The organism is Mycolicibacterium vulneris (assembly GCF_002104765.1).
Lineage (GTDB): Bacteria > Actinomycetota > Actinomycetes > Mycobacteriales > Mycobacteriaceae > Mycobacterium > Mycobacterium vulneris.
Genome location: NZ_NCXM01000012.1, coordinates 77,664 through 104,430, shown reverse-complemented (window position 1 = coordinate 104,430; position 26,767 = coordinate 77,664). Strand labels below are relative to the sequence as shown.

Below are 26,767 nucleotides of genomic sequence, written 5' to 3'. Positions count from 1 at the left end.
ACGACGGCGAATGCGCGGGCCTCGCCACCGACTGATGCCAAGCCGCGACCACGACGCAAGCACGCCGGTCGGCGACTCCCGGGTATTAGAAAGTTAACCAATTGCGAATATACAAACCCTTGACGATTGCTGAGAGGTGAATGAGCGGCGGCGGTTCGCCGCCCGCAAGCACGTAGCATCGGTTGTTAATGGGCGGTGAACAACGACTCGGGGTCGCAAGTCCGGCTCCCGGTTTCGATGCCGATGGCGCGGCGATGCGTGCGATGAACCTGACCCTGGGATTTGGCCGCAAAACGGTCCTTGAACAGGTAAGTCTTGACTTTCCGGTCCACTCCGTCACCTCCTTGCTGGGACCGACCGGCTCGGGTAAGACGACGTTCCTGCGCACCCTGAACCGGATGAACGACAAGGTCTCCGGCTTCCGCCACAGCGGTGAGGTCTTGATGGACGGGCGCAGCATCTTCTCCGACCGCGACCTGATGGAGTTTCGCCGCAGTGTCGGCATGCTGTTCCAGCGCCCCAATCCGTTCCCCATGTCCATCCTCGACAACGTGGTGGCGGGTGTGCGCGCCCACAAGATGGTGCCCCGAAAAGAATTCAAAAACGTCGCCGAGGCCCGGCTCACCGAGGTCGGCCTGTGGAACGCCGTCAAGGATCGGCTCGGAGATTCCCCGTTCCGGCTCTCCGGCGGTCAGCAACAGTTGTTGTGCCTTGCCCGCGCGCTTGCGGTCGATCCGGACGTGCTGCTGCTCGACGAGCCCACATCGTCGCTGGACCCGACCACGACCGAAAAGATCGAGGGACTCATTCGATCACTCGCCGATCGGCTGACCGTGATTATGGTGACCCACGATCTCGCCCAGGCCGCCCGCACCGGAGACCGGACCGCCTTCTTTTTCGAAGGAAGGCTGGTCGAGGAGGGGCCGACCGAGCAATTGTTCCTGTCGCCGAAGCATGAGGAGACCATCCGCTACTTCGCGCCATTCCGGCCCGCCGAGGGCTCCTCGGGGGCGGCGCGGACCCATCATGCCGGGGTCGACGACAGTTCGTAGCGGCACAGGGTCTCGCCGAGAGGCAGGCAGGAGGAAGCGAGGACGTGAAGACTCGTTCGGGCGCGCTGCTGGCTCTGTTGACAACCGCACCGTTGGCCGCGTGGCTGGTGGCCTGCGGTTCACATACCTCTGCTGGTCCGCACAATCCCGGGTCGACCCCCGGCAGCGCCGCCAGCGTGCCGGCGACGTCCAAAATGCAGCTGTCGGAAACCGGCAGCACGCTGCTGTACCCGCTGTTCAGTGATTGGGGCCCGGCCTATCACGCCAAGTACCCGAACGTGACCGTCAGCACCCAGGGCAGTGGTTCGGGCGCCGGGATCTCCCAGGTCGCGGCCGGGGCGGTCAACATCGGCGCCTCCGACGCCTACCTGTCCGAGGGCGACATGGCCGCGCACAAAGGGCTGATGAACATCGCCTTGGCCGTCTCGGCGCAGCAGGTCAATTACAACCTGCCCGGTGTCCATCAGCACCTGAAACTCAACGGCAAGGTGCTGGCCGCCATGTACCAGGGGACCATCAAAACCTGGAACGACCCGCAGATCGCCGGGCTGAATCCCGGTGTGAATCTGCCCGCCACCCCGGTGGTTCCGCTGCACCGCTCCGACGGGTCCGGTAGCACGTTCCAATTCACCCAGTACCTGTCCACGCAGGACCCCGACGGCTGGGGCAAGTCGCCCGGTTTCGGCACCACCGTCGACTTCCCGCCGGTGCCCGGGGCGGTGGGCGAGAACGGCGACGGCGCCATGGTGACCGGCTGCGCTGCGAACCCCGGCTGTATCGCCTACGCCAGCATCGGCTCGCTCGACGCGACCGACCAGCACGGGCTCGGTGAGGCCAAGCTTGGCAACGCCTCCGGTAGATACCTGCTACCCAACGCGAAGAGCATTCAGGCCGCGGTCGGCGGCTTCGCCTCGACGGTCCCGGCGAACCAGGCGATCTCGCTGATCAACGGCCCGGCCGCGAACGGGTACCCGATCGTCAACTACGAGTACGCCATCGTCAACAGCAGCCAGAAGGACGCCGCCACCGCCCAGACCCTGCAGGCGTTCCTGCACTGGACGGTCACCGACGGCAACAACGCCTCGTTCCTGGACAAGGTGCACTTCCAGCCGCTGCCCGCCCCGGTGGCGAAGCTGTCAGATGCCCAGATCGCCAAGATCAGCGGGTGAGCAGAAACGATGAGTAACGCAAAAGAAACGCTAGGGAAAGGTGGGAGTTCGTGAAAGTTGGTTTGAGTAGGTTGTTGGCGGTGGCCACCACCGCACCACTGGTTTTGGCCGCAGCCGCTTGTGGCTCGAACTCGACGAGCGGTTCGTCGAGTCAGGGAGCCGGCGGGGGCGCGGTTGCGACGACGCCGGCGCCATCGCCAGTGACATTGTCGGAGACCGGTAGCACGCTGCTGTATCCGCTGTTCAACCTGTGGGGTCCGGCCTACCACGAAAAGTACTCGAACGTCACGATCACACCTCAGGGAACCGGTTCCGGTACGGGGATCTCCCAGGCGGCGGCCGGGGCGGTCAACATCGGCGCTTCCGACGCCTACCTGTCCGAGGGCGACATGGCCGCGCACAAAGGGCTGATGAACATCGCCGTAGCCATCTCGGCGCAGCAGGTCAATTACAACCTGCCCGGTGTCACGGAACACCTCAAGCTCGACGGCAAGGTGCTGGCCGCCATGTACCAGGGCTCCATAAAAACCTGGAACGACCCGCAGATCGCCGGGCTGAATCCCGGTGTGAATCTGCCCGCCACCCCGGTGGTTCCGCTGCACCGCTCCGACGGGTCCGGTGACACCTTCCTATTCACCCAGTACCTGTCCAAGCAGAACCCTGACGGCTGGGGCAAGTCGCCCGGTTTCGGCACCACTGTCGACTTCCCGGCGGTGCCGGGCGCGCTGGGTGAGAACGGCAATGGCGGGATGGTGACCGGCTGCGCGGACACTCCGGGCTGCGTGGCCTACATCGGCATCAGCTTCCTCGACCAAGCCCAGCAAAAGGGCCTGGGCGAGGCGCAACTGGCAAATGCCTCAGGTAAGTACCTGATGCCCGACGCGCAAAGCATCCAGGCCGAGGCCGCCGGCTTCGCCTCGACAACGCCGGCGAACCAGGCGATCTCGCTGATCAACGGCCCGGCCGCGGACGGGTACCCGATCGTCAACTACGAGTACGCCATCGTCAACAGCAGCCAGAAGGACGCCGCCACCGCCCAGACCCTGCAGGCGTTCCTGCACTGGACGGTCACCGACGGCAACAACGCCTCGTTCTTGGACAAGGTGCACTTCCAGCCGCTGCCCGCCCCGGTGGCGAAGCTGTCGGACGCGCAGATCGCCAAGATCAGCGGCCAATAAGAAAGGTGATCGACACCACCACACAGCAGGCGCGGCAGGGCGTGACCTCAGCGCGGCGCGCGTTGGACCGGATCCGTGGCGTGAGTCGCGCGAGCCTCGCCGTCCGCTGGGTAGGCGCGGCAGGTGCGGTAGTTCCGCTGCTGGCACTCGTATTCGTGCTGACCACGCTGCTTCTCGAGGCGCTGCCCGCGATCAGGGTCAACGGGCTGCACTTCTTCACCGCCACCGATTGGAACCCGGGCAACACCTACGGTGACGCCGTCGTCACCCACGGCGTCCAACATCCGGTTGGTGCGTATTACGGGGCGCTGCCGCTGATCGTCGGGACCCTGGCGACCTCCGCGATCGCCCTGGCCATCGCGGTGCCGGTGTCAATCGGTGCGGCGTTGGTGATTGCGGAGAAGTTGCCGAGACGCGTCGCGTCGGCCATTGGGATGGTGCTCGAATTGCTCGCCGGCATCCCCAGTGTCATCGTCGGCCTGTGGGGCGCAATGACGTTCGGGCCGTTCGTCGCACACTACGTCGCTCCGATGATCGCCCGCAATGCTCCCGACGTGCCGGTGCTGGACTACTTGCGCGGCGACCCCGGTAACGGGGAAGGCATGCTGGTCTCCGGCCTGGTGCTGGCGGTGATGATCATTCCCATCATCGCCAGCACCACCCGGGACCTGATCCGGCAGGTACCGGTGCTGCCCCGCGAGGGTGCGATCGCGCTGGGGATGACCGACTGGGAGTGTGCGCGACGGGTCACCCTGCCGTGGGTGTCCAGCGGCGTCGTCGGCGCCGTGGTGCTCGGGCTCGGCCGCGCGCTGGGAGAGACGATGGCCGTGGCCATGGTGTCGGGTGCGGTGTTGGGTTCGATGCCCGCCAACATCTACGCGACGATGACCACCATCGCGGCCACTGTGGTGTCGCAACTGGATTCGGCGATGACCGATTTCACCGGCTTCGCGGTAAAGACCCTCGCCGAGGTCTCCCTGGTGCTGATGGTGATCACCTTGCTGACCAACGTGGCTGCCCGCGCGATGGTGCGCCGGGTGTCGGGTACCGCACTACCGGTGGGACGAGGTGTCTGAAGTGAGCGCAACACGGCGCAAGGTCGTCAACACGCTGTTCTGGGCCGCCTGCGTGTGCTGCTTGGCGGTGGTGGTTGTGCCGACACTGTGGATGTTGTTCGAGGTCGTCGCTCGTGCGCTGCCGGTGTTCAAATGGTCTGTGCTGACCGACGACACCCGCGGCAACGGCGGTGGCCTGCACAACGCCATCATCGGCACCGCGGTCGTCGGGATCGGGGTCCTGCTGGTGGGGGGTTCCATAAGCGTGTTGACCGGGATCTATCTGTCCGAATTCGCCAGCGGCAGAACGCGATCCATTCTGCGCGGCGCCTACGAGGTGCTGTCCGGCATCCCATCCATCGTGCTCGGCTACGTCGGCTATCTGGCACTTGTCGTGACGTTCCACTGGGGGTTTTCCCTCGCGGCGGGGGTGTTGACCCTTTCGGCCATGAGCATTCCCTACATCGCCAAGGCCACCGAGTCGGCGCTTGCTCAGGTGCCGACCTCTTATCGGGAGGGCGCGGAGGCACTCGGGCTGCCGCTCGGTTGGACTCTGCGCAAAATCGTGCTCAAGTCGGCAATCCCGGGAATCGTCACCGGTCTGCTGATCGCGCTGGCGCTGGCGGTCGGCGAAACGGCGCCGATGCTGTACACGGCGGGCTGGTCGAACTCCGCCCCGACTGGAAAGCTCACCGGCTCACCGGTCGGGTACCTGACCTACCCGATCTGGACGTTCTACAACCTGCCGTCGAAGACGGCTCGCGACCTGTCTTATGACGCCGCGTTCCTGCTGATCGTGTTCGTGTTCCTGTTGATCGTCCTCGGTCGGGTGATCACCTGGTTCGCGCGGCGGCACTCCGAGTCGGGGTAGCCGGTTCGCGCGCAGCTAGGCCCTGGAGCCCGGCAGCCGCACCACCTGGACGAAGAACTCGTCGATCTGCCGGACGGCCTTCATGAACTGGTCCAGGTCAACGGGTTTGGTGACGTAGGCATTCGCGTGCAGCTTGTAACTCTTGAGGATGTCTTCCTCCGCCGAGGAAGTGGTGAGCACCACGACGGGGATGCGGGCCAGGTCGGGGTCAGACTTGACCTTCTCCAGCAGCTGGCGGCCGTCGTATTTGGGCAGGTTCAGGTCGAGCAGGATGAGGTCGGGCCGCGGCGCGTCGGCGAACTTGCCCCGGCGGTAGAGGTAGTCGAGGCCTTCCTCTCCGTCGTGCGCGACATGGAGCCTGTTCTTGAACTTATTGTGCTCGAACGCTTCTCGGGTGATGAGCTCGTCGCCCGGGTCATCCTCGACGAGCAGGATGTCGATTGCTCTGCCTTCTGTTGTCGTCACTGATGCGCTCCTTCCAAAGCGACCGAGTCTGCTCCGTCGACGGGTCTGAGGCCGGGCAGGGTGAATTCGAATCGGGTCCCATCGGTATAGGACGTGTCGATCCGGACGGTACCGCCGTGGTGCTCGATGATTTTCTTGACCAGTGCCAGCCCGACTCCGGTGCCGGCGTACACGTCGCGGCCGTGTAGCCGCTGGAAGATCACGAAGACCTTGTCGGTAAATTCCTCCGGGATGCCGATGCCGTTGTCGGCCACGCTCAGCAACCATTCGCCGTCATGAGCGTCGGTGCCGGGCGCGCATTCGATGACCACGCGGGGCCGACGATCCTTGTGTCGGAACTTGATTGCGTTGCCGATCAGGTTCTGCCACAGCATCGTCAGCAGCGTCGGATCCCCGACGATCTGCGGCAACGGCTGCGCGGGGCGGACGATCTCGGCGTCGGTTTCCTCGATCGCGGTGGCCAGATTCGACAGGCCGGCGTCGAGCGTCGCGTCGAGCTGCACCTCGGTTTCCGTGGTGCCCAGCCGGCCGACGCGCGAGAAGGTGAGCAAGTCGTTGATCAGCGCCTGCATCCGCTTGGCGCCGTCGACCGCGAATCCGATGTATTCGATGCCGCGCTCGTCGAGCTGGTCGCCGTAGCGCTTTTCCAGCAGCTGACAGAAAGACGCGACCTTGCGCAGCGGTTCCTGCAGATCGTGCGATGCGACGTAGGCGAATTGCTCGAGTTCGGTGTTGGATCGGCGTAATTCAGCGGCCTGTTCGTCCAGTTGCGCCTGCGCCGACTGCGACACCGCGAGTTCGTCGACGATGCGCTTGCGCATGTTCTCCACGTCGATGGCCATGTTGCGAATGTCCTTGGGCCGCCGCGGAGGTGAGATCGTCTCCTCGAAGTTGCCCTGGGTGATGCGCCGGCAGGCCGCGGCCAGCGCCGCGATCGGCCGGGTGATCGCGGCGCGACTGAGCAGCCCCAGCAGCAGGGCGGTTCCGATCACGATGAGCACCGTGGCGCCCAGCACCCAGTCGCGCCAGCCGTTGATCTCGTTGAGCTCGTCGACGGCGGCCGCCCTGGCCGCCGTCAGGTGCGTGTTCTGCGTATCGAAAAGCTCACGGAGATGGTCGAATTTGCTCTTGCCCATGTCGGCCGTGCCGGGGCTGATGTAGCTCGGCGTCTTTGGAGCCACGTTGGCGATCAGGGGATCGGCATAGTTTGTCCGCCAGTCGGCGGCGGCGCTTTCTACCGCGTCCAGGTCGGCGATCAGCTCCGTGCGCCCGCCCACCAGATGCCGAATCTCGTCGGCCGCAGCCTGTTCGGCGCGCTGCCCGTCGTAATACGGCGCGAGGAACTGGCGGTCGGCGGAGATCAGGTAGCCGCGCATGCCCGTCTCCTGGTCGCGCAGCGCCGCCTGCAGGCGCGCCGCGGCGACGCGCGCCGGCTGAATGTTCTGGGCCATCTGCCACGACACCTCGTCGGTGCGATGCAGCAGCACGGCGCCTACCAACGCCCCGACGAGCACGGTGGCGCCCATGACCCACAGCACCAACGCCAGCCATCCCCGCACGGTGAGCTCCGTGAGCCGAAGTGGAAGCGATGGGATCACGTGGTAATCCTCTCGACGCGCAGGACTGCGATGTCATCGGTCAGCCCGCCGCGGGGCTGGGCGAGTTCCTGGGCGCCGTTGATCAGCGCGTCGACGAAGGCGGGGCCGGGCTGATCCGCGTGCGCGCGGGCCAGGGCAAGCAGGCCGTCCTCGCCCAGGCGTTGCGTGCCCTCGCCCGAATAGCCCTCGAAGAGTCCGTCGGTCAGCAACAGCAGGGCGTGCCCGGCGGGCAGCTCGAGCTCTTCGGACGGCCAGTCGCCGGCGTGCAGGCCCAGTGCCGGGCCGCCCGCCGGCTCGAGCCACTCCACGGTCCCGCCGGCCTGCACCAACATCGGCGGGTGGCCGGCGCGGATGACGCCGACGCGCGGGCTGTCGGGCGAGATCTCCAGGCTGAGCACGGTCGCGAAGATCCCGGTGTCGGTTCGTTCCGAATACAGGACCCGTTCGAGCTGCCGCATCAGTTCGACGCCGTGCACACCGGCAAAAGTGAACGCGCGGAACGCAATCCGCAACGCCGCACCCAGTGCGGCCTCGTGCGGGCCGTGCCCGGCGACATCGCCGATCAGGACGTGCACGATCCGGTCGGGCGTCTGGACGACGTCGTAGAAGTCACCGCACAGCAGCGCGTCTTCGCGGGTCGGCCGGTACCTGGCGACGATGTCGACGCCCGGGTTGTCCAGCAGCAGCGGCGAGGGCAGCAGCCCGCGTTCCAGCAGCGCGTTCTCCCGGGCCCGCAGCTGGGTGGCGTGCAGGTCGGCGGCGATGAGCTCGGCGCGCTTGCGTTCGATGGCGTACAGCAGCGCGCGGCGCAGCATTTCCGGCTCGACCCGGCCCTTGACCAGATAGTCCTGGGCACCGGCGGCCACCGCCGACGCCCCGAAGTACTCGTCGTTCAGTCCGGTCAGAACCACGATGGGCACGGTTGCGTCGAGGTTGGCGATGCGGTTCAGTGCGTCGATCCCGCTGGCGTCGGGCAGGTGCAGGTCCAGCAGCACGCAGTCGGGCCGGGCGGACTCCAGCTCGCGTTCGGCGTGCGCCATCGACTTCGCCCACACCACCCGGATGTCGGTGACCGCGTCGGTGATCAGATCTTCTACCAGCACCGCGTCGGCGCGGTCGTCCTCGACCAACAGCAACGACAATGACTGCCAACTTGCGGGGGTGACTGGAGCGGGCGTCGTTATCAATTCCCGGCCATCTGTGAACGGGCAGGAGAAGTCGCGCTGTGCACCGAGACCCCCTTGCCGCGAAAAGCCCTTCGACCTGTGACAGTGGTCGGACGTGAGTCGGTGGCTGTTTACCGACCGTCGGTGTGGACTTCACCCACCGAGTGCAGATCCTAAGCGGTGCGACTCGGCTTTTCGCAACAGCATCGCCGGAAAAAGGATCAGCGCAGCAGTGCCCGCGACATCACCACGCGCTGAATCTGATTGGTGCCCTCGTAGATCTGAGTGATCTTGGCGTCGCGCATCATCCGCTCGACCGGGAAGTCGACGGTGTAGCCGGCGCCGCCGAAGAGCTGCACCGCGTCGGTGGTCACTTCCATCGCAACGTCGGAGGCCAGGCATTTGGATGCCGCGGAGATAAAGCCAAGGTGGGATTCGCCGCGCTCGGCGCGGGCGGCGGCGTGGTACACCATCAGCCGGGCGGACTCGACCTTCATGGCCATGTCGGCGAGCATGAACTGCACGCCCTGGTTGTCGCTGACCGGACGGCCGAACTGCTTGCGGTCCTTGGTGTATGCGATGGCCGCGTCCAACGCGCCCTGCGCGATGCCGACGGCCTGGGCGCCGATGGTGGGCCTGGTGTGGTCCAGGGTCGCCAGCGCGGTCTTGAATCCGGTGCCGGGGTCGCCGATGATCCGGTCGCCCGGGATGCGGCAGTTCTCGAAGTAGAGCTCGGTGGTCGGCGAGCCCTTGATGCCGAGCTTGCGCTCCTTGGGCCCCACGGTGAAGCCCTCGTCGTCCTTGTGCACCATGAACGACGAGATGCCGCCTGAGCCCATGTCCGGATCCGTCACGGCCATCACCGTGTACCAGCTCGACTTGCCGCCGTTGGTGATCCAGCACTTGGCGCCGTTGAGGATCCAGTCGTCCCCGTCTGCCTTCGCCCGGGTCCGCATGGAGGCCGCGTCGCTGCCGGCCTCGCGCTCGCTCAGCGCGTAGGACGCCATCGCCGTGCCGTCCGCGATCGACGGCAGCACCTGCTTCTTCAGCTCGTCGGAGCCGCGCAGGATCAGCCCCATCGTGCCCAGCTTGTTCACCGCGGGAATCAGCGATGCCGAGGTGTCGACGCGGGCCACCTCCTCGATCACAATGCACGCCGCCACCGAGTCTGCGCCCTGCCCGCCGTACTCCTCGGGCACGTGCACGGCGTTGAACCCCGACGAGTTCAGCGCCTCCAGCGCCTCCTCGGGGAAGCGGGAGTTCTCGTCCACGTCTGCGGCGTGCGGAGCGATCTCCTTCTCCGCCAGCGCACGGATCGCGGCGCGCAACTCCTGGTGCTCTTCGGGCAGTTGGAACAGATCGAAGTCGGGGTTTCCGGCCCATCCAGCCATCTCGGCCTCCTCTTACTACTCGCGGGTAACTTTACCCTGACGCTGCTGCAGCGCCTCATCCTTGGCCCGCACGCTGCGCGCCAGCTCCTCCTGGAACTCGACGATCCGCGCGCGCAACGCCGGGTCCGACGACCCGAGGATGCGCACCGCGAGCAGCCCGGCGTTGCGGGCTCCCCCGATGGAGACCGTCGCCACCGGGACGCCGGCGGGCATCTGCACGATCGACAGCAGCGAGTCCAGACCGTCCAGGCGCGCCAGCGGCACCGGCACCCCGATCACCGGCAGCGGCGTCGCGGACGCGACCATCCCGGGCAGGTGCGCGGCTCCCCCGGCCCCGGCGATGATCACCTCGATGCCGCGCCCGGCCGCGTCGCGCGCGTAGTCGAACATCACCTGCGGGGTGCGGTGCGCGGAGACGACCCGGACCTCGGCCGGCACATCGAACTCGGCCAGCGCCGCCGCGGCGTCGGCCATCACCGACCAGTCGCTGTCGCTGCCCATGATCACCCCGACGCGAGGCTGCTCAGTCATGGTCATCTATGCCGCTTCTCCTCGCTTTTTCCGATCGCACTGCCCTGTTGATCGTCGCCGGCATGTGGATCCCATCCGTCCGTCCACTGCCCGCGTGACAACCAGTGTGCCGCCAGCTCGGCGCGCTCCCGTAGCTTCGCCACGTTCTCCCGATCGGCCGGCCCGAAGCCGGCGAAGTTGATGTGCCCGACCTTGCGGCCGGGACGTTCTTCCTTGCCGTAGAGGTGGACGCGGGCGTCGGGCATCCGCGCGAACAGGTGGTGCAGCCGCTCGTCGACGCTCATCTCCGGGACTTCGGGGGCGCCCAGCACGTTGGCCATCACCGTCACCGGCGCGATGGCGTCGGTGTCGCCGAGCGGGTAGTCCAGCACCGCGCGCACGTGCTGCTCGAATTGACTGGTGCGCGACCCGTCCATGGTCCAGTGCCCCGAGTTGTGCGGCCGCATCGCGAGCTCGTTGACCAGCAGCTCGCCGTCGACCGTCTCGAAGAGCTCGACCGCGAGCACCCCGACCACGCCGAGCTCGGCGGCCAGCCGCAACGCCAGCTGCTGCGCGGCGGCGGCCCGTTCGCCGGATAGCTCCGGCGCCGGCGCGATCACCTGCACGCAGATCCCGTCTCGTTGCACGGTCTCGACCACCGGCCACGCGGCACCCTGACCGAACGGCGACCGCGCCACCAGGGCCGACAGCTCGCGGCGCAGGTTCACCTGCTCCTCGGCCATCAGCGGCACCCCGTCGGCCAGGAAGGCGGTCGCGATCTCGCGGGCGTGCGACGGGTCGCGCGCCATCCGCACCCCGCGCCCGTCGTAACCGCCGCGGACCGCCTTGACCACCACGGGCCCGGCGATGCGCCGCGCGAAGGCGTCGAGCTCGTCGACGCTGCGGATCTCCGCGTAGCGGGGCACCGGGATGCCGAGGGCCTCCAGCCGGCGGCGCATGACGAGCTTGTCCTGCGCGTGCACCAGGGCCTGCGGCGGCGGGGCCACGTTGACGCCCTCGGCGACCAGCTTCTCCAGCAGTTCGTTGGGCACGTGTTCGTGGTCGAAGGTCAGCACGTCGGCGCCCACGGCCACCCGGCGCAAGGCGTCGAGATCGGTGTGCGACCCGATGACGATGTCGGGCGCGACCAGCGCGGCCGGCTCGTCGGCGGCGGTGGCCAGCACCCGCAGCGACTGCCCCAGCGCGATCGCCGCCTGGTGGGTCATTCGGGCGAGCTGACCGCCACCGACCATTGCGACGACGGGGACGACGCGGGGGGCGGCGCGGGGCGCTGCGACGGGGGCTGCGCCCGGCGGGCGTGTACTCGGCACGGCCATCATGGTGTCACGGCGAAACAAACCGGCGCCAAAGGCGTGTTGACCGGGGCCGACACCGAATTGTTATGTACCATTTTGCGTCGAATTTGTGTGCATACGTAGACTGACGTGTTGTGTCCTTCGCCGAAGCCACGATCGCGCGTCTGCCTAGGGTTATGCAGCCCTATTTGCTACGCCACCACGAACTGATCAAATTCGCCATCGTCGGCGGAACCACATTCGTCATCGACTCGGCGATTTTCTACACGCTGAAGCTGACAATTCTCGAATCCAAACCGGTGACAGCGAAGGTGATCGCCGGCATTGTCGCCGTCATCGCGTCCTACGTGCTGAACCGGGAATGGAGCTTCCGCAATCGCGGCGGGCGCGAACGCCACCACGAGGCCCTGCTGTTCTTCGCGTTCAGCGGCGTGGGGGTGCTGCTCTCCATGGCACCGCTGTGGTTCTCCAGCTACGTGTTGCAGCTGCGCGAGCCGACGGTGTCGCTGGCGGCGGAAAACGTAGCCGACTTCATCTCGGCCTACATCATCGGCAACCTGCTGCAGATGGCGTTCCGGTTCTGGGCGTTTCGGCGCTGGGTGTTCCCCGATCAGTTCGCGCGCGACCCCGAGAAGGCGCTGGAGTCGGCGCTTACCGCCGGCGGTATCGCCGAAATCTTCGAGGATGAGATCGAGGGCGGCAACGTCACGCTGCTGCGCGCCTGGCGCAACCGGGCCAGCCGGCTGACTCAGCTGGGCGATTCCTCGGAACCCAGGGTGTCGAAGACTTCGTGATACAGCAGCGCGTGCACCTCGCGCAGCCGCGGGATGTCGTAGAACTCCAACGGATCTTGTGACGCCGACTCGATGATCAGCGTCCCGGTGCGGAACATGCGCTCGGTGATGCGGTCGCGGAATTCCACGCTGTTGATCCGGGCCAGCGGGATATCGATGCCGGTGCGGGTCAGCACCCCGTGCCGGAACATCACCCGCCGGTTGGTCACCACGAAGTGGGTGGTCAGCCAGCTCAAAAACGGCCACAGCGTCAGCCAGCCCACGATCACCAGCCAGATCCCCCAGATGACGCCGTAGATGATGTTCTTGGCGAGCTGCTCCCAGTGCGTCGAGTTGAGGTATCCGGAGCCGAACGCGGCCAGTCCGGTCACCAGGATGAGGACGAGCACCGGCCAGATCAGCCGCTTCCAGTGCGGGTGGCGATGCACGATGACGTGTTCGCCGGCGGCCAGGACGTTATCCGGGTAGCCCATGCCCGCCGACATTAGCTGTGCACCGCGACATTCCGAGGCTGACTAGGCCGATGGTGGTGGCGACCCGCTGCGCCCGGCTCCACCGCGCTTGCGATCGCCACTCGGGCCGATGGTGGCGACCCGCTGCGCCCGGCTCCGCCGCGCTTGCGATCGCCACTAGCGCAAATGCACCACGTCGCCGGCCGCAACGACGACGGTCTGCCCGCCACTCTCCAGGCAGAGCCGGCCCTGATCGTCGATGGCGGTGGCGGTCCCGTCGACCTGCTTGCCGCCGGGCAGGTGCGCGCGTACCCGGGTGCCGATGGTCAGGCTGCGCGCCCGGTAGTCGGCGGCCAGCGCCCAGTCGGCCCCGCGCGCGGCGCGCCAGGCCACGATCCGCCGGCCCAGCTCCCGCAGCAGCGCCGACACCAGTTGGGTGCGGTCGGGCGCGGCCACGCCCAGGTCGAGCAGCGACGTCGCGCCGGGGCCGTCGATCTCGTCGGCGGACTGAGTCACGTTGAGCCCCAAGCCGATAACCACGACGGGCTTGGCCACCTCGGCAAGAATGCCGGCCAGCTTGCCCGGCGAATCCGGCGGTCCGGCCAGCACGTCGTTGGGCCACTTGAGGCCCGCCTGCGCCTCGGTCCCCGCCAGCAGCGGCGTTACGGTGTCTACCACCGCCACCCCGGTGGCCAGCGGCAGCCAGCCCCATCCGGTGGTGGGGACGTCGACGACGCTCACCCCGACGGACATGGTGATCTGGGCCCGCGGCGTGGCCGACCAGCCGCGGCCGTGCCGGCCCCGCCCGGCGGTCTGGTGCTCGGCGATCAGCACGGCACCGGCGACGTCGTCGCCCGACGCCGCGCGCGCCAGCAGGTCGGCGTTGGTGGAGCCGGTCTGCTCGACGACGTCGAGCTTGCGCCAGCCCAGCCCGGTGCCGATCGACTCGGCGCGCAATGCGCTCTCGTCCAACGGTGCTCGAAGCTGATCTCGTTCTGTCACCGCACCCAGCCTAGAACTCAGGGCCGGCGGTCGCGCATGTCCAGCACGGCCAAATGGCTGAACAGCATGCTGGTTCCGATCGGGTTGCCCCCGCCGGGATAGGCGGTGCCGCTGGGCGCGGCCATCGTGTTGCCCGCGGCGTACAGGCCGGGAATGGGGTTGCCGGCCGCGTCGAGCACCCGCGCCGCGGCGTCGGTGCGCAGGCCGCCCTTGGTGCCCAGATCCGAGATGCCGAACGCGGCGGCGTGATACGGCGGCGAGTCGATGGGCACCAGCGGCGACGCGCCCGCCGAGAAGGCGCGGTCGAAGGCCTCGTCGCCGCGGCCGAAGTCCTCGTCGACGCCGGCGGCGGCGAAGCCGTTGAACCGCGCGACCGTCTCCGCCAACCGCTCCCCCGGCACGCCGATCTTGGCGGCGAGTTCCTCGAGGGTGTCCGCGGTGTGCCACAGGCCGGCGGCGGCGTACTTCTCGGTCTCCACGATGGAGACGTTGGCCGCCTTCACCGGAGGGACCTCGCCCTCCTTGTCGTCGTAGATCATCCAGTACGGCAACGTCATCGACCCGTCCTGCAGCTGCGCGATGATCTCTCGGCCGGCCCGGTCGTAGGCCCGGGACTCGTTGACGAACCGGTTGCCCGACTGGTTGACGAAAATGCCGCCGGTGAACCACAGCGCGAACGCGGACCGGCCGTCGGGATGGGTCATGCCCGGCGACCACCAGGCCTGGTCCAGCAGGTCGGTGTCGGCGCCCGCGGCGATACCGGCCTGCAGCGCCAGACCGCGACTGCCCGGGCCGCCCATGGTGTCTCGCGACGTTCCCGGCACGCCGTACCGTCGGCGCAGCTCCTCGTTGGCCTCGAAGCCCCCGGCCGCCAGCAGCACCCCCCGGCGGGCGCGGATCGCGCGGCGCTCTCCGGCGGTCTCGACGATCGCTCCCGTCACCCGGCCGTCCGACACCACCAGCTCGACCAGGGCGGTGTCGAGCCGCAGCGACGCCGTCGGGTACTGCCCGATGGCCTTGAGGAATCGCGCGATCAGCGCACGACCCCCAAGGTAGTAGTCGGACGGCGGTTCGGCGCCGAGCCGGTCGGTGTCCAAGGGCCCGCGGATCGCCTCGCGGAATTCGGGGGCGGCGGCCACCTTCAGCGGCTTGGCCGCGATGTGGCGCTGACCGTCCAGGCGCGCCTTGGGCGCCGTGCCGTAGTAATCGGGCCAGGGCAACGGCACGAACTTCAGGTTCGGGTCGGCCTCGAGGTAATCGATCAGCGGCGCGCCGCCGCGGACGAAGGTTTCCTGCAGCTCGCGCGGCGTGCGGTCGCCGACCACGGCGCGGTAGTAGGTGAGCGCGTCCTCGATGGTGTCGTCGTCCATCCCTGCGCGGACCAGGACGGGATTGCACGGGAACCAGACGCCGCCCCCACCGGAGTACGCGGTGGTGCCACCGAATTTCGACGTCGCCTCCACCAGCACGACGTTGAGGCCCTCGCGCGCCGCGGTGTACGCGCCGGTCACGCCGCCGCCGCCGGACCCCGCCACCAGCACGTCGCAGTCGGCCACCAAGTCGGCAGTTTCCAACGGGCCGGCGTCCATCAGCGGAGAGTACCGCGCCGACGGACCCGACTCGTGCGACAAGCGCAGACCGACGCGATCACAGCTAGCGCTGCCGGCCATGCAACGCGAATTCCGCTTCAGGCAAGCGCTTTTCGTCGGATCGCCGGACCGCGGGGCGGGCACCGCGCACACCCCGGCCGCCATGGCGGTGGCCGCCGACTCGTGCAGCCGGTCGAAGCGGGAATGATCCGCAGCACGGAGGCGGAGTCGGAACCCAGTTCCGACATCCCAACCGAATCGGCGTTCATCGGCGGAGGTTGCCGTCATCGGCCTTCATCGGAGCCGACCACCAACCACGCTAAGCTCGACACCCATGACGAGCGTTACCGACCACACTGCGGAACCGGCCGCCGAGCACTCCATCGACATCCACACCACCGCCGGCAAGCTGGCCGAGCTGCACAAGCGCCGCGAAGAGTCGCTGCATCCGGTGGGCGAAGAGGCCGTCGAGAAGGTGCACGCCAAGGGCAAGCTGACCGCCCGTGAGCGCATCCTCGCCCTGCTCGACGAGGACTCGTTCGTGGAGCTCGACGCGCTGGCCCGGCACCGGAGCAAGAACTTCGGCCTGGAGAACAACCGCCCGCTGGGCGACGGCGTGATCACCGGCTACGGCACCATCGACGGCCGCGACGTCTGCATCTTCAGCCAGGACGCCACGGTGTTCGGCGGCAGCCTCGGCGAGGTGTACGGCGAGAAGATCGTCAAGATCCAGGAGCTGGCGATCAAGACCGGCCGCCCCCTGATCGGCATCAACGACGGTGCCGGCGCGCGGATCCAGGAGGGCGTCGTCTCGCTCGGCCTGTACAGCAAGATCTTCCGCAACAACATCCTGGCGTCGGGCGTCATCCCGCAGATCTCGCTGATCATGGGCGCCGCCGCCGGTGGGCACGTGTACTCCCCCGCCCTGACCGACTTCGTGGTGATGGTCGACCAGACCAGCCAGATGTTCATCACCGGGCCCGATGTCATCAAGACGGTCACCGGTGAGGACGTCACCATGGAGGAGCTGGGCGGCGCCCACACCCACATGGCCAAATCGGGCACCCTGCACTACGTCGCCTCCGGCGAGCAGGACGCCTTCGACTGGGTTCGCGACCTGCTCAGCTACCTGCCGCCCAACAACGCCACCGACGCGCCGCGCTACGCCGAGCCGCATCCCCCGGGCGCCATCGAGGACAACCTCACCGAGGAGGACCTCGAGCTGGACACGCTGATCCCGGACTCGCCCAACCAGCCCTACGACATGCACGAGGTGATCACCCGCATCCTCGACGACGACGAGTTCCTGGAGGTGCAGGGCGGTTACGCGCAGAACATCGTCGTCGGGTTCGGCCGCGTCGAGGGCCGGCCGGTCGGAATCGTCGCCAACCAGCCGACCCAGTTCGCCGGCTGCCTGGACATCAACGCCTCGGAGAAGGCGGCGCGGTTCGTCCGGACCTGCGACTGCTTCAACATCCCGATCATCATGCTGGTGGACGTCCCGGGCTTCCTGCCGGGCACCGGCCAGGAGTACAACGGCATCATCCGCCGCGGCGCCAAGCTGTTGTTCGCCTACGGCGAGGCGACGGTCCCGAAGATCACCGTCATCACCCGCAAGGCCTACGGCGGCGCCTACTGCGTCATGGGGTCCAAGGACATGGGCTGCGACGTCAACCTGGCGTGGCCGTCGGCGCAGATCGCGGTGATGGGCGCCTCGGGCGCCGTCGGGTTCGTCTACCGCAAGCAGCTGAGCGAGGCCGCCAAGGAGGGCAAGGACGTCGACGCGCTGCGCCTGCAGCTGCAGCAGGAGTACGAGGACACGCTGGTCAACCCGTACGTCGCCGCCGAGCGCGGCTACGTCGACGCGGTCATCCCGCCGTCGCACACCCGCGGCTACATCGGGACGGCGCTGCGGCTGCTGGAACGCAAGATCTCCCACCTGCCCCCCAAGAAGCACGGGAACATTCCGCTATGAGTCGAGCGAGCGACGACATGCAGACCGACGACGCGGTGGCCGGCGAGGCCGCGGTCGAGGACGCTTCGCAGCCGCAGGCGCACGAGCCCCACATCCAGATCCTCAAGGGTGAGCCAACGGCCGAGGAGGTGGCCGCGCTGGTCGCGGTGCTGGGCTGCGCCGGCGGTGCGCCGGAGCCCGAACAGCCCGAGCGGACCCGCTGGGGCCTGCCAGTCGACCGGCTGCGTTTCGCGATGACCAACTATCAGCGGCTCACGTTCCAGCAAATGACCCACATGAGGCATTGACCCGCCTGGTGCTGGCGTCGGCCTCCACCGGCCGCCTCAAGGTGTTGCGTCAGGCCGGCGTCGATCCGCTGGTCGTGGTCTCCGGAGTCGACGAGGACGCCCTCGCCGCCGCGCTGGGCCCCGACGCGTCCCCGGGCGACGTGGTGTGCGCCCTCGCCCGCGCCAAGGCGGACCGGGTGGCCGGCGAGCTCGACGGCGACCTGGCGGCCGATTGCGTTGTCCTCGGCTGTGATTCGATGCTTTCCCTCGACGGCGGGCTGTGCGGGAAACCCGGGTCGGCCGATGCCGCCGCCGAGCAGTGGCGCCTGATGGGTGGCCGCTCCGGCGAGCTGCACACCGGACACTGCCTGCTGCGGCTCACCGACGGCGGCATTACCCATCGTGAAGTCGAATCGCTAAGCACCACAGTGTATTTCGCTACACCGTCGGAGACGGACCTGCGGGCGTATGTCGGTCACGGGGAGCCGTGGCACGTGGCCGGCGGCTTCACCCTGGACGGCCTGGGCGGCTGGTTCGTCGACGGCATCGACGGCGACCCGTCGAACGTGATCGGGGTCAGCCTGCCGCTGGTGCGGTCGCTGCTGGGCCGGGTCGGGCTGTCGGTGTCCGCACTGTGGGACGCCAACTGACCTGGCGGTAGGCTCGACAATGTGGCATTACCATCCGATCCAAGCCCGACACTGTCGGCCTACGCCCACCCCGAGCGACTGGTCACCGCCGACTGGCTGTCCGCCAACCAAGGCACCCCCGGCCTGGCGATCGTCGAATCCGACGAGGACGTCTTGCTTTACGACGTCGGTCACATCCCGGGCGCGGTGAAGGTCGACTGGCACACCGACCTCAACGATCCGCGGATCCGCGATTACATCAACGGCGAACAGTTCGCGGAGCTGATGGACCGCAAGGGCATCGCCCGCGACGACACCGTGGTGATCTATGGCGACAAGAGCAACTGGTGGGCGGCCTACGCGCTGTGGGTGTTCACGCTGTTCGGCCACCCCGACGTGCGGCTGCTCAACGGCGGCCGTGACCTGTGGCTGGCCGAACGCCGGGAGACCACGCTGGACGTGCCCACCAAGACGTCCAGCGGCTACCCCGTCGTCACCCGCAACGACGAGCCCATCCGCGCCTTCAAGGACGACGTGCTGGGCATTCTCGGCAGCCAGCCGCTGATCGACGTGCGCTCGCCGGACGAGTACACGGGCAAGCGCACGCACATGCCCGACTACCCCGAGGAAGGCGTGCTGCGCGGCGGACACATCCCCACCGCCCGGTCGATTCCGTGGGCCAAGGCCGCCGACGAGAACGGCCGGTTCCGCAGCCGCGAGGAGCTCGAGGAGCTGTACGGCTTCCTGCAACCGGACGACAAGACCGTCGTGTACTGCCGCATCGGCGAGCGGTCCAGCCACACCTGGTTCGTGCTGACGCATCTGCTGGGCAAGCCCGGGGTGCGCAACTATGACGGCTCGTGGACCGAGTGGGGCAACACCGTGCGCACGCCGATCGTGGCGGGTGAAGAGCCGGGATCCGTTCCCGTCTGATGGCGCCGCGATGAGCATGCCCGCGCCGCTGGCCGAAGTGGTGTCCGACTTCGCCGAGGTCGAGGGCCAGGACAAGCTGGCGCTGCTGCTGGAGTTCGCCAACGAACTCCCGGCGCTGCCGCCCGACCTCGAACAGGCGGCGATGGAACCGGTGCCCGAATGCCAGACGCCGCTGTTTCTGCATGTCGACGCCAGCGACCCCGAGCGGGTGCGGCTGCACTTCAGCGCGCCCGCCGAATCGCCCACCACGCGCGGGTTCGCGTCGATTCTGGCCACCGGTCTCGACGAACAGCCGGCCGCCGACATCCTGGCGGTGCCCGAGGATTTCTACGCCGACCTCGGGCTGGCCGCTCTGATCAGCCCGCTGCGGCTGCGCGGCCTGTCGGCGATGCTCGCCCGCATCAAGCGCAGGCTGCGCGAGAGTGCCTAAAAAACCCCAAAATTCCGGACCGCCTCGTCGGGCCCAACGGCGCGGCGCTTAGACTTCCCGAGAACTCGTTGTAAGAAATTCTCTTAGAAAGCCCGCAGAAATACGTCTGCGGATATGCCAAACAGGAGGCGCAGTGGCTAGTCACGCCAGCTCGAGGATCTCCAAGGTGCTCGTTGCCAACCGCGGCGAAATCGCTGTCCGGGTGATCCGGGCGGCCCGCGACGCGGGCCTGTCCAGCGTGGCGGTGTACGCCGAGCCCGATGCCGACGCGCCGCACGTGCGTCTGGCCGACGAGGCGTTCGCTCTGGGCGGTCAGACGTCGGCGGAGTCCTACCTGGACTTCGGCAAAATCCTTGACGCGGCGGCCAAGTCGGGCGCCAACGCCATTCACCCCGGCTACGGCTTCCTGTCCGAGAACGCCGATTTCGCGCAGGCGGTCCTGGACGCGAACCTGATCTGGATCGGGCCCAGCCCGCAGTCCATCCGCGACCTCGGTGACAAGGTCACCGCCCGCCACATCGCGGCCCGCGCGCAGGCCCCGCTGGTGCCAGGCACCCCCGACCCGGTGAAGGACGCCGACGAGGTGGTGGCCTTCGCCAAGGAGTACGGCGTGCCGATCGCCATCAAGGCGGCGTTCGGGGGCGGCGGCCGCGGCATGAAGGTGGCCCGCACCCTCGAAGAGATCCCCGAGCTGTTCGAGTCGGCCACCCGCGAGGCCGTCGCGGCGTTCGGCCGCGGCGAGTGCTTCGTCGAGCGTTACCTGGACAAGCCGCGCCACGTCGAGGCGCAGGTGATCGCCGACCAGCACGGCAACGTCATCGTCGCCGGCACCCGCGACTGCTCGCTGCAGCGCCGATTCCAGAAGCTGGTGGAAGAGGCCCCCGCGCCGTTCCTGACCGACGCGCAGCGCAAGGAGATCCACGAGTCGGCCAAGCGGATCTGCAAGGAGGCGCACTACTACGGCGCCGGGACGGTGGAGTACCTGGTCGGCCAGGACGGCCTGATCTCCTTCCTGGAGGTCAACACCCGTCTGCAGGTCGAGCACCCGGTCACCGAGGAGACCGCCGGCATCGACCTGGTGCTGCAGCAGTTCAAGATCGCCAACGGCGAGAAGCTGGACCTCACCGAGGACCCCACGCCGCGCGGGCACGCCATCGAGTTCCGGATCAACGGCGAGGATGCCGGACGCGGTTTCCTGCCCGCGCCCGGCCCGGTCACCCGCTACGACATCCCGACCGGGCCCGGCGTCCGGCTGGACTCGGGCGTCGAGGCCGGTTCGGTCATCGGCGGCCAGTTCGACTCGATGCTGTCCAAGCTGATCGTGTACGGCGCCACCCGCGAGGAGGCGCTCGCCCGCTCCCGTCGGGCTCTGGACGAGTTCCACGTCGAAGGCCTGGCCACGGTCATCCCGTTCCACCGCGCCGTGGTGTCCGACCCGGCGTTCATCGGTGACGACGACGGCTTCTCGGTGCACACGCGCTGGATCGAGACCGAGTGGGACAACACCATCGAGCCGTTCACCGGCGGCGAGCCGCTGGACGAAGAGGACGCCCGGCCCCGCCAGAAGGTGGTCGTGGAGGTCGGTGGCCGCCGGCTCGAGGTGTCACTGCCCGGCGACCTGGCGCTGTCCGGCGGTGGGACCGCCGACCCGGCCGGCGTCATCCGCAAGAAGCCCAAGCCGCGCAAGCGCGGGACGCACGCGGGTGCGGCTGCGTCCGGTGACGCGGTGACCGCCCCCATGCAGGGCACCGTCGTCAAGGTCGCGGTCGAGGAAGGCCAGGAGGTTGCCGCGGGCGACCTGGTGGTGGTGCTCGAGGCGATGAAGATGGAGAACCCGGTCACCGCGCACAAGGACGGTGTCATCACCGGACTCGCGGTCGAGGCCGGCGCCGCCATCACCCAGGGCACCGTGCTCGCCGAGATCAAGTAGCGGTTGCCTGAGAGTTTTCCCAGACAGCGTTGTCGGCCCCGGCTATCGCGAGTAGGGTCACGGACAAGGTTGAGTTCACAGCCGCCCGGGATACGTCGGTGACGTGGGGGTGGGCGGAATTCCCTCCTTCTCCAAGCTCTTTGCACGTGGCTGACGTATTTACAGCACGAATCCCTCAACGGGATGGAGTAAGCGATGTCTGTGGCCCAATCTTGGCAACAAAGCCGCACAGCACAATTCACCGCCCGCTGGGGCCCGACGGGCACCCTGATCACGGTGGACGGCGAGCTCGACGCGGCCAACACCGATCAGCTCGTGGCGTACGTGCAGCAGAGCGCCGGCCGCTCCCGACGGATGGTCCTTGACCTCCGCGGCCTGAAATTCATTGGTACCGCCGGCTTTTCGGCGCTGCACCGGATCAACGTGAAATGCTCGGCGGCCCAGGTGTCCTGGGCCATGGCGCCGAGCCCGGCGGTGGCCAGGTTGCTGCGGGTCTGCGACCCGGACGGCACCCTGCCGGTGACGACGCAGCAGGCCGAGCCACTGCTGGAACCGCTGTGGGTTGAGGAACGGCCCCGGCCGCTACTGCAGCTGATCACGGAGCCGCGTTAGCGACTTCGCGAGCAACCGCGACACATGCATCTGGGAGATGCCGACCCGCTCCGCGATCTGCGTCTGCGTCATCGACTCGAAGAATCGCAGCACCAGCACCGTTCGCTCGCGCTCGGGCAGCGCCTCGAGCAGCGGACGCAGCGATTCCTGATCCTCGATCCGGTCCAGGCCGGTGTCGACGTCGCCGAGGGTGTCCGCGATCGCGCGGGCTTCCTCGTCCTCGCCGCCGCCACCGCTGTCGATGGACAGGGTGTTGTACGAGCTGCCGGCCACCAGGCCCTCGACGACCTCTTCGCGGTCCATGTCGAGTTCCGCGGCGAGTTCGGTCGCGGTGGGCGCCCGGCCCAGCCGCTGCGACAAGTCGGCTGTGGCGGTGCCCAGCCGCAGGTGCAGTTCCTTCAGCCGCCGCGGGACCTTGACCGACCAGCTGTTGTCACGGAAGTGGCGGCGGACCTCGCCCATGATCGTGGGCACCGCGAAGGAGACGAAGTCCGAGCCGGCGTCGACGTCGAAGCGGACCACCGCGTTGACCAGCCCGACGCGGGCCACCTGAACCAGGTCGTCACGCGGTTCGCCGCGGCCCTCGAAGCGGCGCGCGATGTGATCGGCGAGCGGCAGGCACCGCTCGACGATCTTGTCCCGTTGGCGCTGGAATTCCATCGAGTCCGGCGTGGCACTCGCCAACTCACGGAACATGTCCGGAACATCGGCGTATTCGTTCGGACGCGACACCGAACCGCCGGCAGCTCGCGGTGTCACCTGCTGGAGGCCGCCCGTCGCGCCGTCAGTGTGATGCCGAAAACACTGCCGGTTTCATTGGGTTCGCGACCGTCATGGAAAGTCTGGACGTCGTCGGCGAGCGACGTCAGCACGTGCCAACTGAAGCTTCCGGGCGCCACCACGTCGTGGGTGTCGCATGCCGCGGAAGCCTCCACCACCAACTGGTCATCCTGCGGATCGACCACGACGATCAGGGTCGCGTCGGGAGTGGCCGAACGAATCAACCGGGTGCACACTTCGTCGACCGCGAGCCGCAGGTCCGCCACCGCATCGAAATCCAGGTCCTCGAAGGTGCCGATGGCACCGACCAGGGTGCGCAGCATCGCGAGGTTCTCCAGTCGCGCAGCAACGTGAAGCTCGACGGCGCGCTGGCCGCGCGGACGCTCGTTGGCGTGCAATCCAGCATCCTTCATATGCTCTCCCGGCAATGTTTGACTGACACTACTACTGCCTCGCAGTCCGCCGTGGACCTCGCGTTCGAGCCGGTTAGTCATGGTCGCCGCCGGGTATTCGGCCCGCCGCGGGCGGGCCTGACACGACCGACACAGTCGCGACGCGCCGATAGCGGTGCGTCGCGATGATCGCCGAGGTCACGCTGGTCATATCGATAGTCGTTGCAGTAGGCATATATGTCGGTGTGTTCGTGATCCTGTTCCCCACGATGGGGTGACCACGCTAACGCAACCGTTCCGGCACTCATCATGGTCCACACCTGATACCCACAAGTCAGCGCCCGTAACCGCGGATTCAGCTTTCCAGCGAAATTTAACACCGCCTGCGTCGGGGCAGGTCACCGGCCGAAAAGCCCGCGATGAAAGCTGGCGCCCCGGCTAGTCGGCGGCGGGTGTCAGCTGGCCGGCCACTGCCGGTGCGCCTCGGGATGTTCGGCGTACCACCGATCGGCGATCCGGCGAATCCTGCGGTGCTCCACCGCGAGCCAGACCAGCCCGAGCACTGCGGCGATGACCGCGACGATCCCCGCCGTCATGCCCTCGTGGTGATGTCCGCTGCCGAAGGCCGCAAGACTGCCGCAGACCCCGATCACGCCCGCCACGACTAAGAGATACCCGGGCCAGTGCAGGACGTCGATCAGCGACTCGCCGGCCAGCGGCCGCGTGGTCCTCAGATGGTCGACGGGATCGTGGTAGGTGTCTCCCATAGCTGCTCCTCACCGCACCATCAACGTTAGATCGCGGGAGAACAAACCTAAAGGGCCAGTACTGGACCAGCGATCGGAGCAACACCCATGGCGACCATCAGCGCCATCGCGGTCAACAGGAACCAGCCCGCGCCGTGCCATCCCCACCACGTGCCCCGGGCCTTCCACACCAGATAGGTGCGGACGAAGGCCCAGATCCCGGCGGCGAGCGCGATCAGCGGGCCGCCGAACGCCAGCAGGGTGCGCTGCGGCGCCCCGCACGCCACCGTGTCCACGCTGACCCCCGGGCAGGTACTCACCCACACCGCGGCGATCAAGAGGAAGCCGACGGCGGCCAGCGTCGACAGCACGGCAAACCGGATGGCGGCGTGCACCTCGCCGTCCTCCTGACCCAAGCGGTCACCGCCGGATCGAGCGTCCGCTTTCTGCATCGTTGGTCACCTCCCTCGGGGGCCCGCGCTCAGTTCATCGCTCGCTACGTCACATTAGTTACCGGGCATCATCACCGCGCTGGTAGTAGCGGAAGGCGCACAAAAACAAATACCCCCTGGCAAACGGCGGTAAACGGGATCGATGTGAGGTCAAGGCCTACGCAGGGCCCGCAGAGCCGCGCGGACGGCGCACAGTGCGGCGTCGATCTCCGCGCGCGAGACGGTCAGGGCCGGACGGAACCGGACGCCGTCGTGCCCCGAGGGCAGCACTATCACCGCCTGGCGCCACAGCAGGCGGATCAGCTCGTCGCGGTCGGCGGTGGTCGGCGCGCTGAACGCACACATCAGGCCGCGGCCACGGGGGTCGAGCACCAGGCCGGGAAATTCGCCGGCGAGTTCGTCGAGGCGCGCATGCAGGTAGACCCCTTGTTCGGCGGCCCGGTCGAACAGTCCGTCGGCCTCGATCACCTCCAGGATTCGGCGGGCGCGCACCATGTCGGCTAGGTTGCCGCCCCACGTCGAGTTCACCCGGGAGGACACCGCGAAGACGTTGTCGCGGACCTCGTCGACCCGGCGGCCGGCCATGATGCCGCACACCTGGGTCTTCTTGCCGAATGCCACCACGTCGGGTTGCACGCTCAATTGCTGGTAGGCCCACGGCCTTCCGGTCAGGCCGCAACCGGTCTGCACTTCGTCGAAGATCAGCAAGGCGTCGTACCCGTCGCACAGCTCGCGCATGGCCGCGAAGAACTCCGGCCGGAAGTGACGGTCGCCGCCCTCACCCTGGATGGGCTCGGCCACGAAGCAGGCGATGTCGTGCGGGTGGGCCTCGAAGGCCGCGCGGGCCTGGCGCAGTGACTCGGCCTCCAGCGCCGCCATGGCCGCGCCGTCCAAGCCGGGCCGGAGGAACGGGGCGTCGATGCGGGGCCAGTCGAACTTGGGGAAGCGGGCCACGGTGACCGGCTTGGTGTTGGTCAGCGACAGCGTGTATCCGCTGCGGCCGTGGAACGCGCCGCCCAGGTGCAGCACGCGGGTGCCCAGCGCAGGATCGATCCCGCGCGCTTCGTTGAACCTGCTCTTCCAGTCGAACGCCACCTTCAGCGCGTTCTCCACCGCGAGCGCGCCGCCATCGACGAAAAACAGGTGCGGCAGCGCCGGGTCGCCCAGCACCCGGGCGAAGGTCTGCACGAAGCGGGCCAGCGCCACTGAGTAGACGTCGGAGTTGCTGGGCTTGTTCAGGGCGGCCTGCGCCAGTTCGGCGCGAAACTCCTGGTCATCGGCCAGTGCGGGGTGGTTCATGCCCAGCGCCGACGACGCAAAGAAGGTGAACATGTCCAGGTAGCGCCGGCCGTCGCGGGCGTCGTACAGGTAGGAGCCGGCGGAGCGGGCCATATCGAGCACGAAGTCGAAGCCGTCGGCCAGAATGCTGCGCGCCAGCACCTCGTGGACCCGGTCGGGCTCGGTGTGGGTGAAGCGTTCGAGGGTGGCGGTCATGGCCCGATGGTAGCCGATCTTTACGGAACCATGAGGGTTTTACCGTATATTTTATGGTATTCGTTGCCTATCAGCGTAAAAAGTATTCAATATGATGGTGCTTCGCGTCCTGACGTTCGCCGTCGTCCGGATCCGCTGCAGCAGGTCCTCCAGCGCTCGGGCGGACGGAACGCGCACCAGCAGGACGTAGCTTTCCTCGCCGGCCACCGAGTGACACGATTCGATCTCCTCGATGTGCTCAAGGCGGGCGGGCGCATCATCGGGTTGAGAGGGATCCAAGGGAGTGATGGCCACGAACGCCGACAGCAGGTGTCCGACCGCCTCGGGGTCGACGCGCGCCGCATATCCCGAGATGACGCCGCGCGCCTCGAGCCTGCGCACCCGCGACTGCACCGCCGAGACCGACAGCCGCGCGCTGGCCGCCAGCTCCGCCAGCGTCGCACGGCCGTCGGCGACCAGCTCACGCAGCAGAATCCGGTCAACCTCATCGAGCGTCTCACTCATGGCCGGAGACTATCGC

At 67.9% G+C, this 26,767-nt stretch carries 28 protein-coding genes; 13 read left to right on the top strand and 15 right to left on the bottom strand.

Annotated elements, in window-relative coordinates:
* Positions 1 to 188 precede the first annotated feature (188 nt).
* From B8W69_RS13505 to pstA, 5 genes are all read left to right on the top strand, one after another.
* Positions 189 to 1,052: an ATP-binding cassette domain-containing protein gene (locus B8W69_RS13505; protein ID WP_085290306.1), complete on the top strand. Its 864-nt coding sequence runs from the start codon at positions 189 to 191 to the stop codon at positions 1,050 to 1,052.
* A gap of 44 nt (positions 1,053 to 1,096) precedes the next feature.
* Positions 1,097 to 2,221 carry a phosphate ABC transporter substrate-binding protein PstS gene (pstS, locus tag B8W69_RS13500; RefSeq protein WP_085290305.1) on the top strand — a complete coding sequence of 375 codons (1,125 nt, stop codon included), beginning with the start codon at positions 1,097 to 1,099 and terminating at the stop codon, positions 2,219 to 2,221.
* A gap of 50 nt (positions 2,222 to 2,271) precedes the next feature.
* On the top strand, positions 2,272 to 3,399 hold the full coding sequence (gene pstS / locus B8W69_RS13495) for a phosphate ABC transporter substrate-binding protein PstS (RefSeq protein WP_085290304.1): 1,128 nt from the start codon (positions 2,272 to 2,274) through the stop codon (positions 3,397 to 3,399).
* Positions 3,400 to 3,461: 62 nt separating this feature from the next.
* Entirely contained in the window at positions 3,462 to 4,475 is a 1,014-nt protein-coding gene (gene pstC / locus B8W69_RS13490) for a phosphate ABC transporter permease subunit PstC (RefSeq protein ID WP_085290368.1), read from the top strand.
* Between the two features lies 1 nt (position 4,476).
* On the top strand, positions 4,477 to 5,325 hold the full coding sequence (gene pstA, locus B8W69_RS13485) for a phosphate ABC transporter permease PstA (RefSeq protein WP_085290303.1): 849 nt from the start codon (positions 4,477 to 4,479) through the stop codon (positions 5,323 to 5,325).
* 15 nt (positions 5,326 to 5,340) lie between these two features.
* Here pstA and B8W69_RS13480 read toward each other — a convergent pair whose 3' ends face one another.
* From B8W69_RS13480 to B8W69_RS13455, 6 genes are all read right to left on the bottom strand, one after another.
* Positions 5,341 to 5,790, bottom strand: a complete 450-nt coding sequence (locus tag B8W69_RS13480) for a response regulator (protein ID WP_085290302.1) — start codon at positions 5,788 to 5,790, stop codon at positions 5,341 to 5,343.
* Complete coding sequence (locus B8W69_RS13475) at positions 5,787 to 7,316, bottom strand: CHASE3 domain-containing sensor histidine kinase (RefSeq protein ID WP_245843242.1); 1,530 nt, start codon at positions 7,314 to 7,316, stop codon at positions 5,787 to 5,789. The genes B8W69_RS13480 and B8W69_RS13475 overlap by 4 nt, the downstream gene beginning before the upstream one ends.
* A gap of 68 nt (positions 7,317 to 7,384) precedes the next feature.
* Complete coding sequence (locus B8W69_RS13470) at positions 7,385 to 8,530, bottom strand: PP2C family protein-serine/threonine phosphatase (RefSeq protein WP_110881922.1); 1,146 nt, start codon at positions 8,528 to 8,530, stop codon at positions 7,385 to 7,387.
* A 245-nt stretch (positions 8,531 to 8,775) separates the two neighbouring features.
* On the bottom strand, positions 8,776 to 9,945 hold the full coding sequence (locus B8W69_RS13465) for an acyl-CoA dehydrogenase (protein WP_085290299.1): 1,170 nt from the start codon (positions 9,943 to 9,945) through the stop codon (positions 8,776 to 8,778).
* Between the two features lie 15 nt (positions 9,946 to 9,960).
* On the bottom strand, positions 9,961 to 10,482 hold the full coding sequence (gene purE / locus B8W69_RS13460; protein WP_085290298.1) for a 5-(carboxyamino)imidazole ribonucleotide mutase: 522 nt from the start codon (positions 10,480 to 10,482) through the stop codon (positions 9,961 to 9,963).
* Positions 10,479 to 11,795 carry a 5-(carboxyamino)imidazole ribonucleotide synthase gene (locus B8W69_RS13455; protein WP_085290297.1) on the bottom strand — a complete coding sequence of 439 codons (1,317 nt, stop codon included), beginning with the start codon at positions 11,793 to 11,795 and terminating at the stop codon, positions 10,479 to 10,481. The genes purE and B8W69_RS13455 overlap by 4 nt, the downstream gene beginning before the upstream one ends.
* A gap of 110 nt (positions 11,796 to 11,905) precedes the next feature.
* Between B8W69_RS13455 and B8W69_RS13450 the strand changes: the two genes are divergently transcribed.
* The gene (locus B8W69_RS13450; RefSeq protein WP_085290296.1) at positions 11,906 to 12,565 is read left to right on the top strand and encodes a GtrA family protein; all 660 of its coding nucleotides are present in this window, start codon (positions 11,906 to 11,908) and stop codon (positions 12,563 to 12,565) included.
* Here B8W69_RS13450 and B8W69_RS13445 read toward each other — a convergent pair.
* The 3 genes from B8W69_RS13445 to B8W69_RS13435 all read right to left on the bottom strand — a co-directional run bounded on the left by B8W69_RS13445 (position 12,520) and on the right by B8W69_RS13435 (position 15,608).
* Positions 12,520 to 13,038 carry a PH domain-containing protein gene (locus tag B8W69_RS13445; protein ID WP_064954825.1) on the bottom strand — a complete coding sequence of 173 codons (519 nt, stop codon included), beginning with the start codon at positions 13,036 to 13,038 and terminating at the stop codon, positions 12,520 to 12,522. The genes B8W69_RS13450 and B8W69_RS13445 overlap by 46 nt on opposite strands.
* A 156-nt stretch (positions 13,039 to 13,194) precedes the next feature.
* Positions 13,195 to 14,019 (bottom strand): biotin--[acetyl-CoA-carboxylase] ligase, encoded by an 825-nt coding sequence (locus B8W69_RS13440; RefSeq protein WP_085290295.1) that lies wholly within the window; start codon positions 14,017 to 14,019, stop codon positions 13,195 to 13,197.
* A gap of 17 nt (positions 14,020 to 14,036) precedes the next feature.
* On the bottom strand, positions 14,037 to 15,608 hold the full coding sequence (locus tag B8W69_RS13435) for an FAD-binding protein (protein WP_085290367.1): 1,572 nt from the start codon (positions 15,606 to 15,608) through the stop codon (positions 14,037 to 14,039).
* Between the two features lie 334 nt (positions 15,609 to 15,942).
* On the opposite strand from B8W69_RS13435, the gene B8W69_RS13430 reads away from it, so the two are divergent.
* The 7 genes from B8W69_RS13430 to B8W69_RS13400 all read left to right on the top strand — a co-directional run bounded on the left by B8W69_RS13430 (position 15,943) and on the right by B8W69_RS13400 (position 22,383).
* Complete coding sequence (locus tag B8W69_RS13430) at positions 15,943 to 17,583, top strand: acyl-CoA carboxylase subunit beta (protein WP_064877572.1); 1,641 nt, start codon at positions 15,943 to 15,945, stop codon at positions 17,581 to 17,583.
* Between the two features lie 17 nt (positions 17,584 to 17,600).
* Positions 17,601 to 17,870 carry an acyl-CoA carboxylase subunit epsilon gene (locus B8W69_RS13425; protein WP_181447400.1) on the top strand — a complete coding sequence of 90 codons (270 nt, stop codon included), beginning with the start codon at positions 17,601 to 17,603 and terminating at the stop codon, positions 17,868 to 17,870.
* The gene (locus B8W69_RS13420; RefSeq protein WP_085290293.1) at positions 17,867 to 18,499 is read left to right on the top strand and encodes a Maf family protein; all 633 of its coding nucleotides are present in this window, start codon (positions 17,867 to 17,869) and stop codon (positions 18,497 to 18,499) included. Before B8W69_RS13425 ends, B8W69_RS13420 begins: the two co-directional genes overlap by 4 nt.
* Positions 18,500 to 18,520: 21 nt before the next feature.
* The gene (locus B8W69_RS13415; RefSeq protein WP_085290292.1) at positions 18,521 to 19,411 is read left to right on the top strand and encodes a sulfurtransferase; all 891 of its coding nucleotides are present in this window, start codon (positions 18,521 to 18,523) and stop codon (positions 19,409 to 19,411) included.
* 10 nt (positions 19,412 to 19,421) lie between these two features.
* A complete protein-coding gene (locus tag B8W69_RS13410) occupies positions 19,422 to 19,841 on the top strand; it encodes a SufE family protein (protein WP_085290291.1) in 420 nt (139 codons plus the stop codon).
* Positions 19,842 to 19,974: 133 nt separating this feature from the next.
* Positions 19,975 to 21,771 (top strand): acetyl/propionyl/methylcrotonyl-CoA carboxylase subunit alpha, encoded by a 1,797-nt coding sequence (locus B8W69_RS13405; protein WP_085290290.1) that lies wholly within the window; start codon positions 19,975 to 19,977, stop codon positions 21,769 to 21,771.
* A gap of 195 nt (positions 21,772 to 21,966) precedes the next feature.
* Positions 21,967 to 22,383, top strand: coding sequence for an STAS domain-containing protein (locus B8W69_RS13400; RefSeq protein ID WP_085290289.1), 417 nt, complete (start codon positions 21,967 to 21,969; stop codon positions 22,381 to 22,383).
* On the opposite strand, the gene B8W69_RS13395 is transcribed toward B8W69_RS13400, so the two are convergent.
* The 6 genes from B8W69_RS13395 to B8W69_RS13370 all read right to left on the bottom strand — a co-directional run bounded on the left by B8W69_RS13395 (position 22,354) and on the right by B8W69_RS13370 (position 26,751).
* Entirely contained in the window at positions 22,354 to 23,142 is a 789-nt protein-coding gene (locus B8W69_RS13395) for an RNA polymerase sigma factor SigF (protein ID WP_085290288.1), read from the bottom strand. The genes B8W69_RS13400 and B8W69_RS13395 overlap by 30 nt on opposite strands.
* On the bottom strand, positions 23,139 to 23,576 hold the full coding sequence (locus B8W69_RS13390; RefSeq protein ID WP_085290287.1) for an ATP-binding protein: 438 nt from the start codon (positions 23,574 to 23,576) through the stop codon (positions 23,139 to 23,141). Before B8W69_RS13390 ends, B8W69_RS13395 begins: the two co-directional genes overlap by 4 nt.
* A 434-nt stretch (positions 23,577 to 24,010) precedes the next feature.
* The gene (usfY, locus tag B8W69_RS13385; RefSeq protein ID WP_085290286.1) at positions 24,011 to 24,322 is read right to left on the bottom strand and encodes a protein UsfY; all 312 of its coding nucleotides are present in this window, start codon (positions 24,320 to 24,322) and stop codon (positions 24,011 to 24,013) included.
* 47 nt (positions 24,323 to 24,369) lie between these two features.
* A complete protein-coding gene (locus tag B8W69_RS13380) occupies positions 24,370 to 24,753 on the bottom strand; it encodes a hypothetical protein (RefSeq protein WP_064877562.1) in 384 nt (127 codons plus the stop codon).
* Between the two features lie 150 nt (positions 24,754 to 24,903).
* A complete protein-coding gene (lat, locus tag B8W69_RS13375; RefSeq protein WP_085290285.1) occupies positions 24,904 to 26,247 on the bottom strand; it encodes an L-lysine 6-transaminase in 1,344 nt (447 codons plus the stop codon).
* A 51-nt stretch (positions 26,248 to 26,298) separates the two neighbouring features.
* Positions 26,299 to 26,751, bottom strand: a complete 453-nt coding sequence (locus tag B8W69_RS13370; protein WP_085290284.1) for an Lrp/AsnC family transcriptional regulator — start codon at positions 26,749 to 26,751, stop codon at positions 26,299 to 26,301.
* Positions 26,752 to 26,767: the final 16 nt, after the last annotated feature.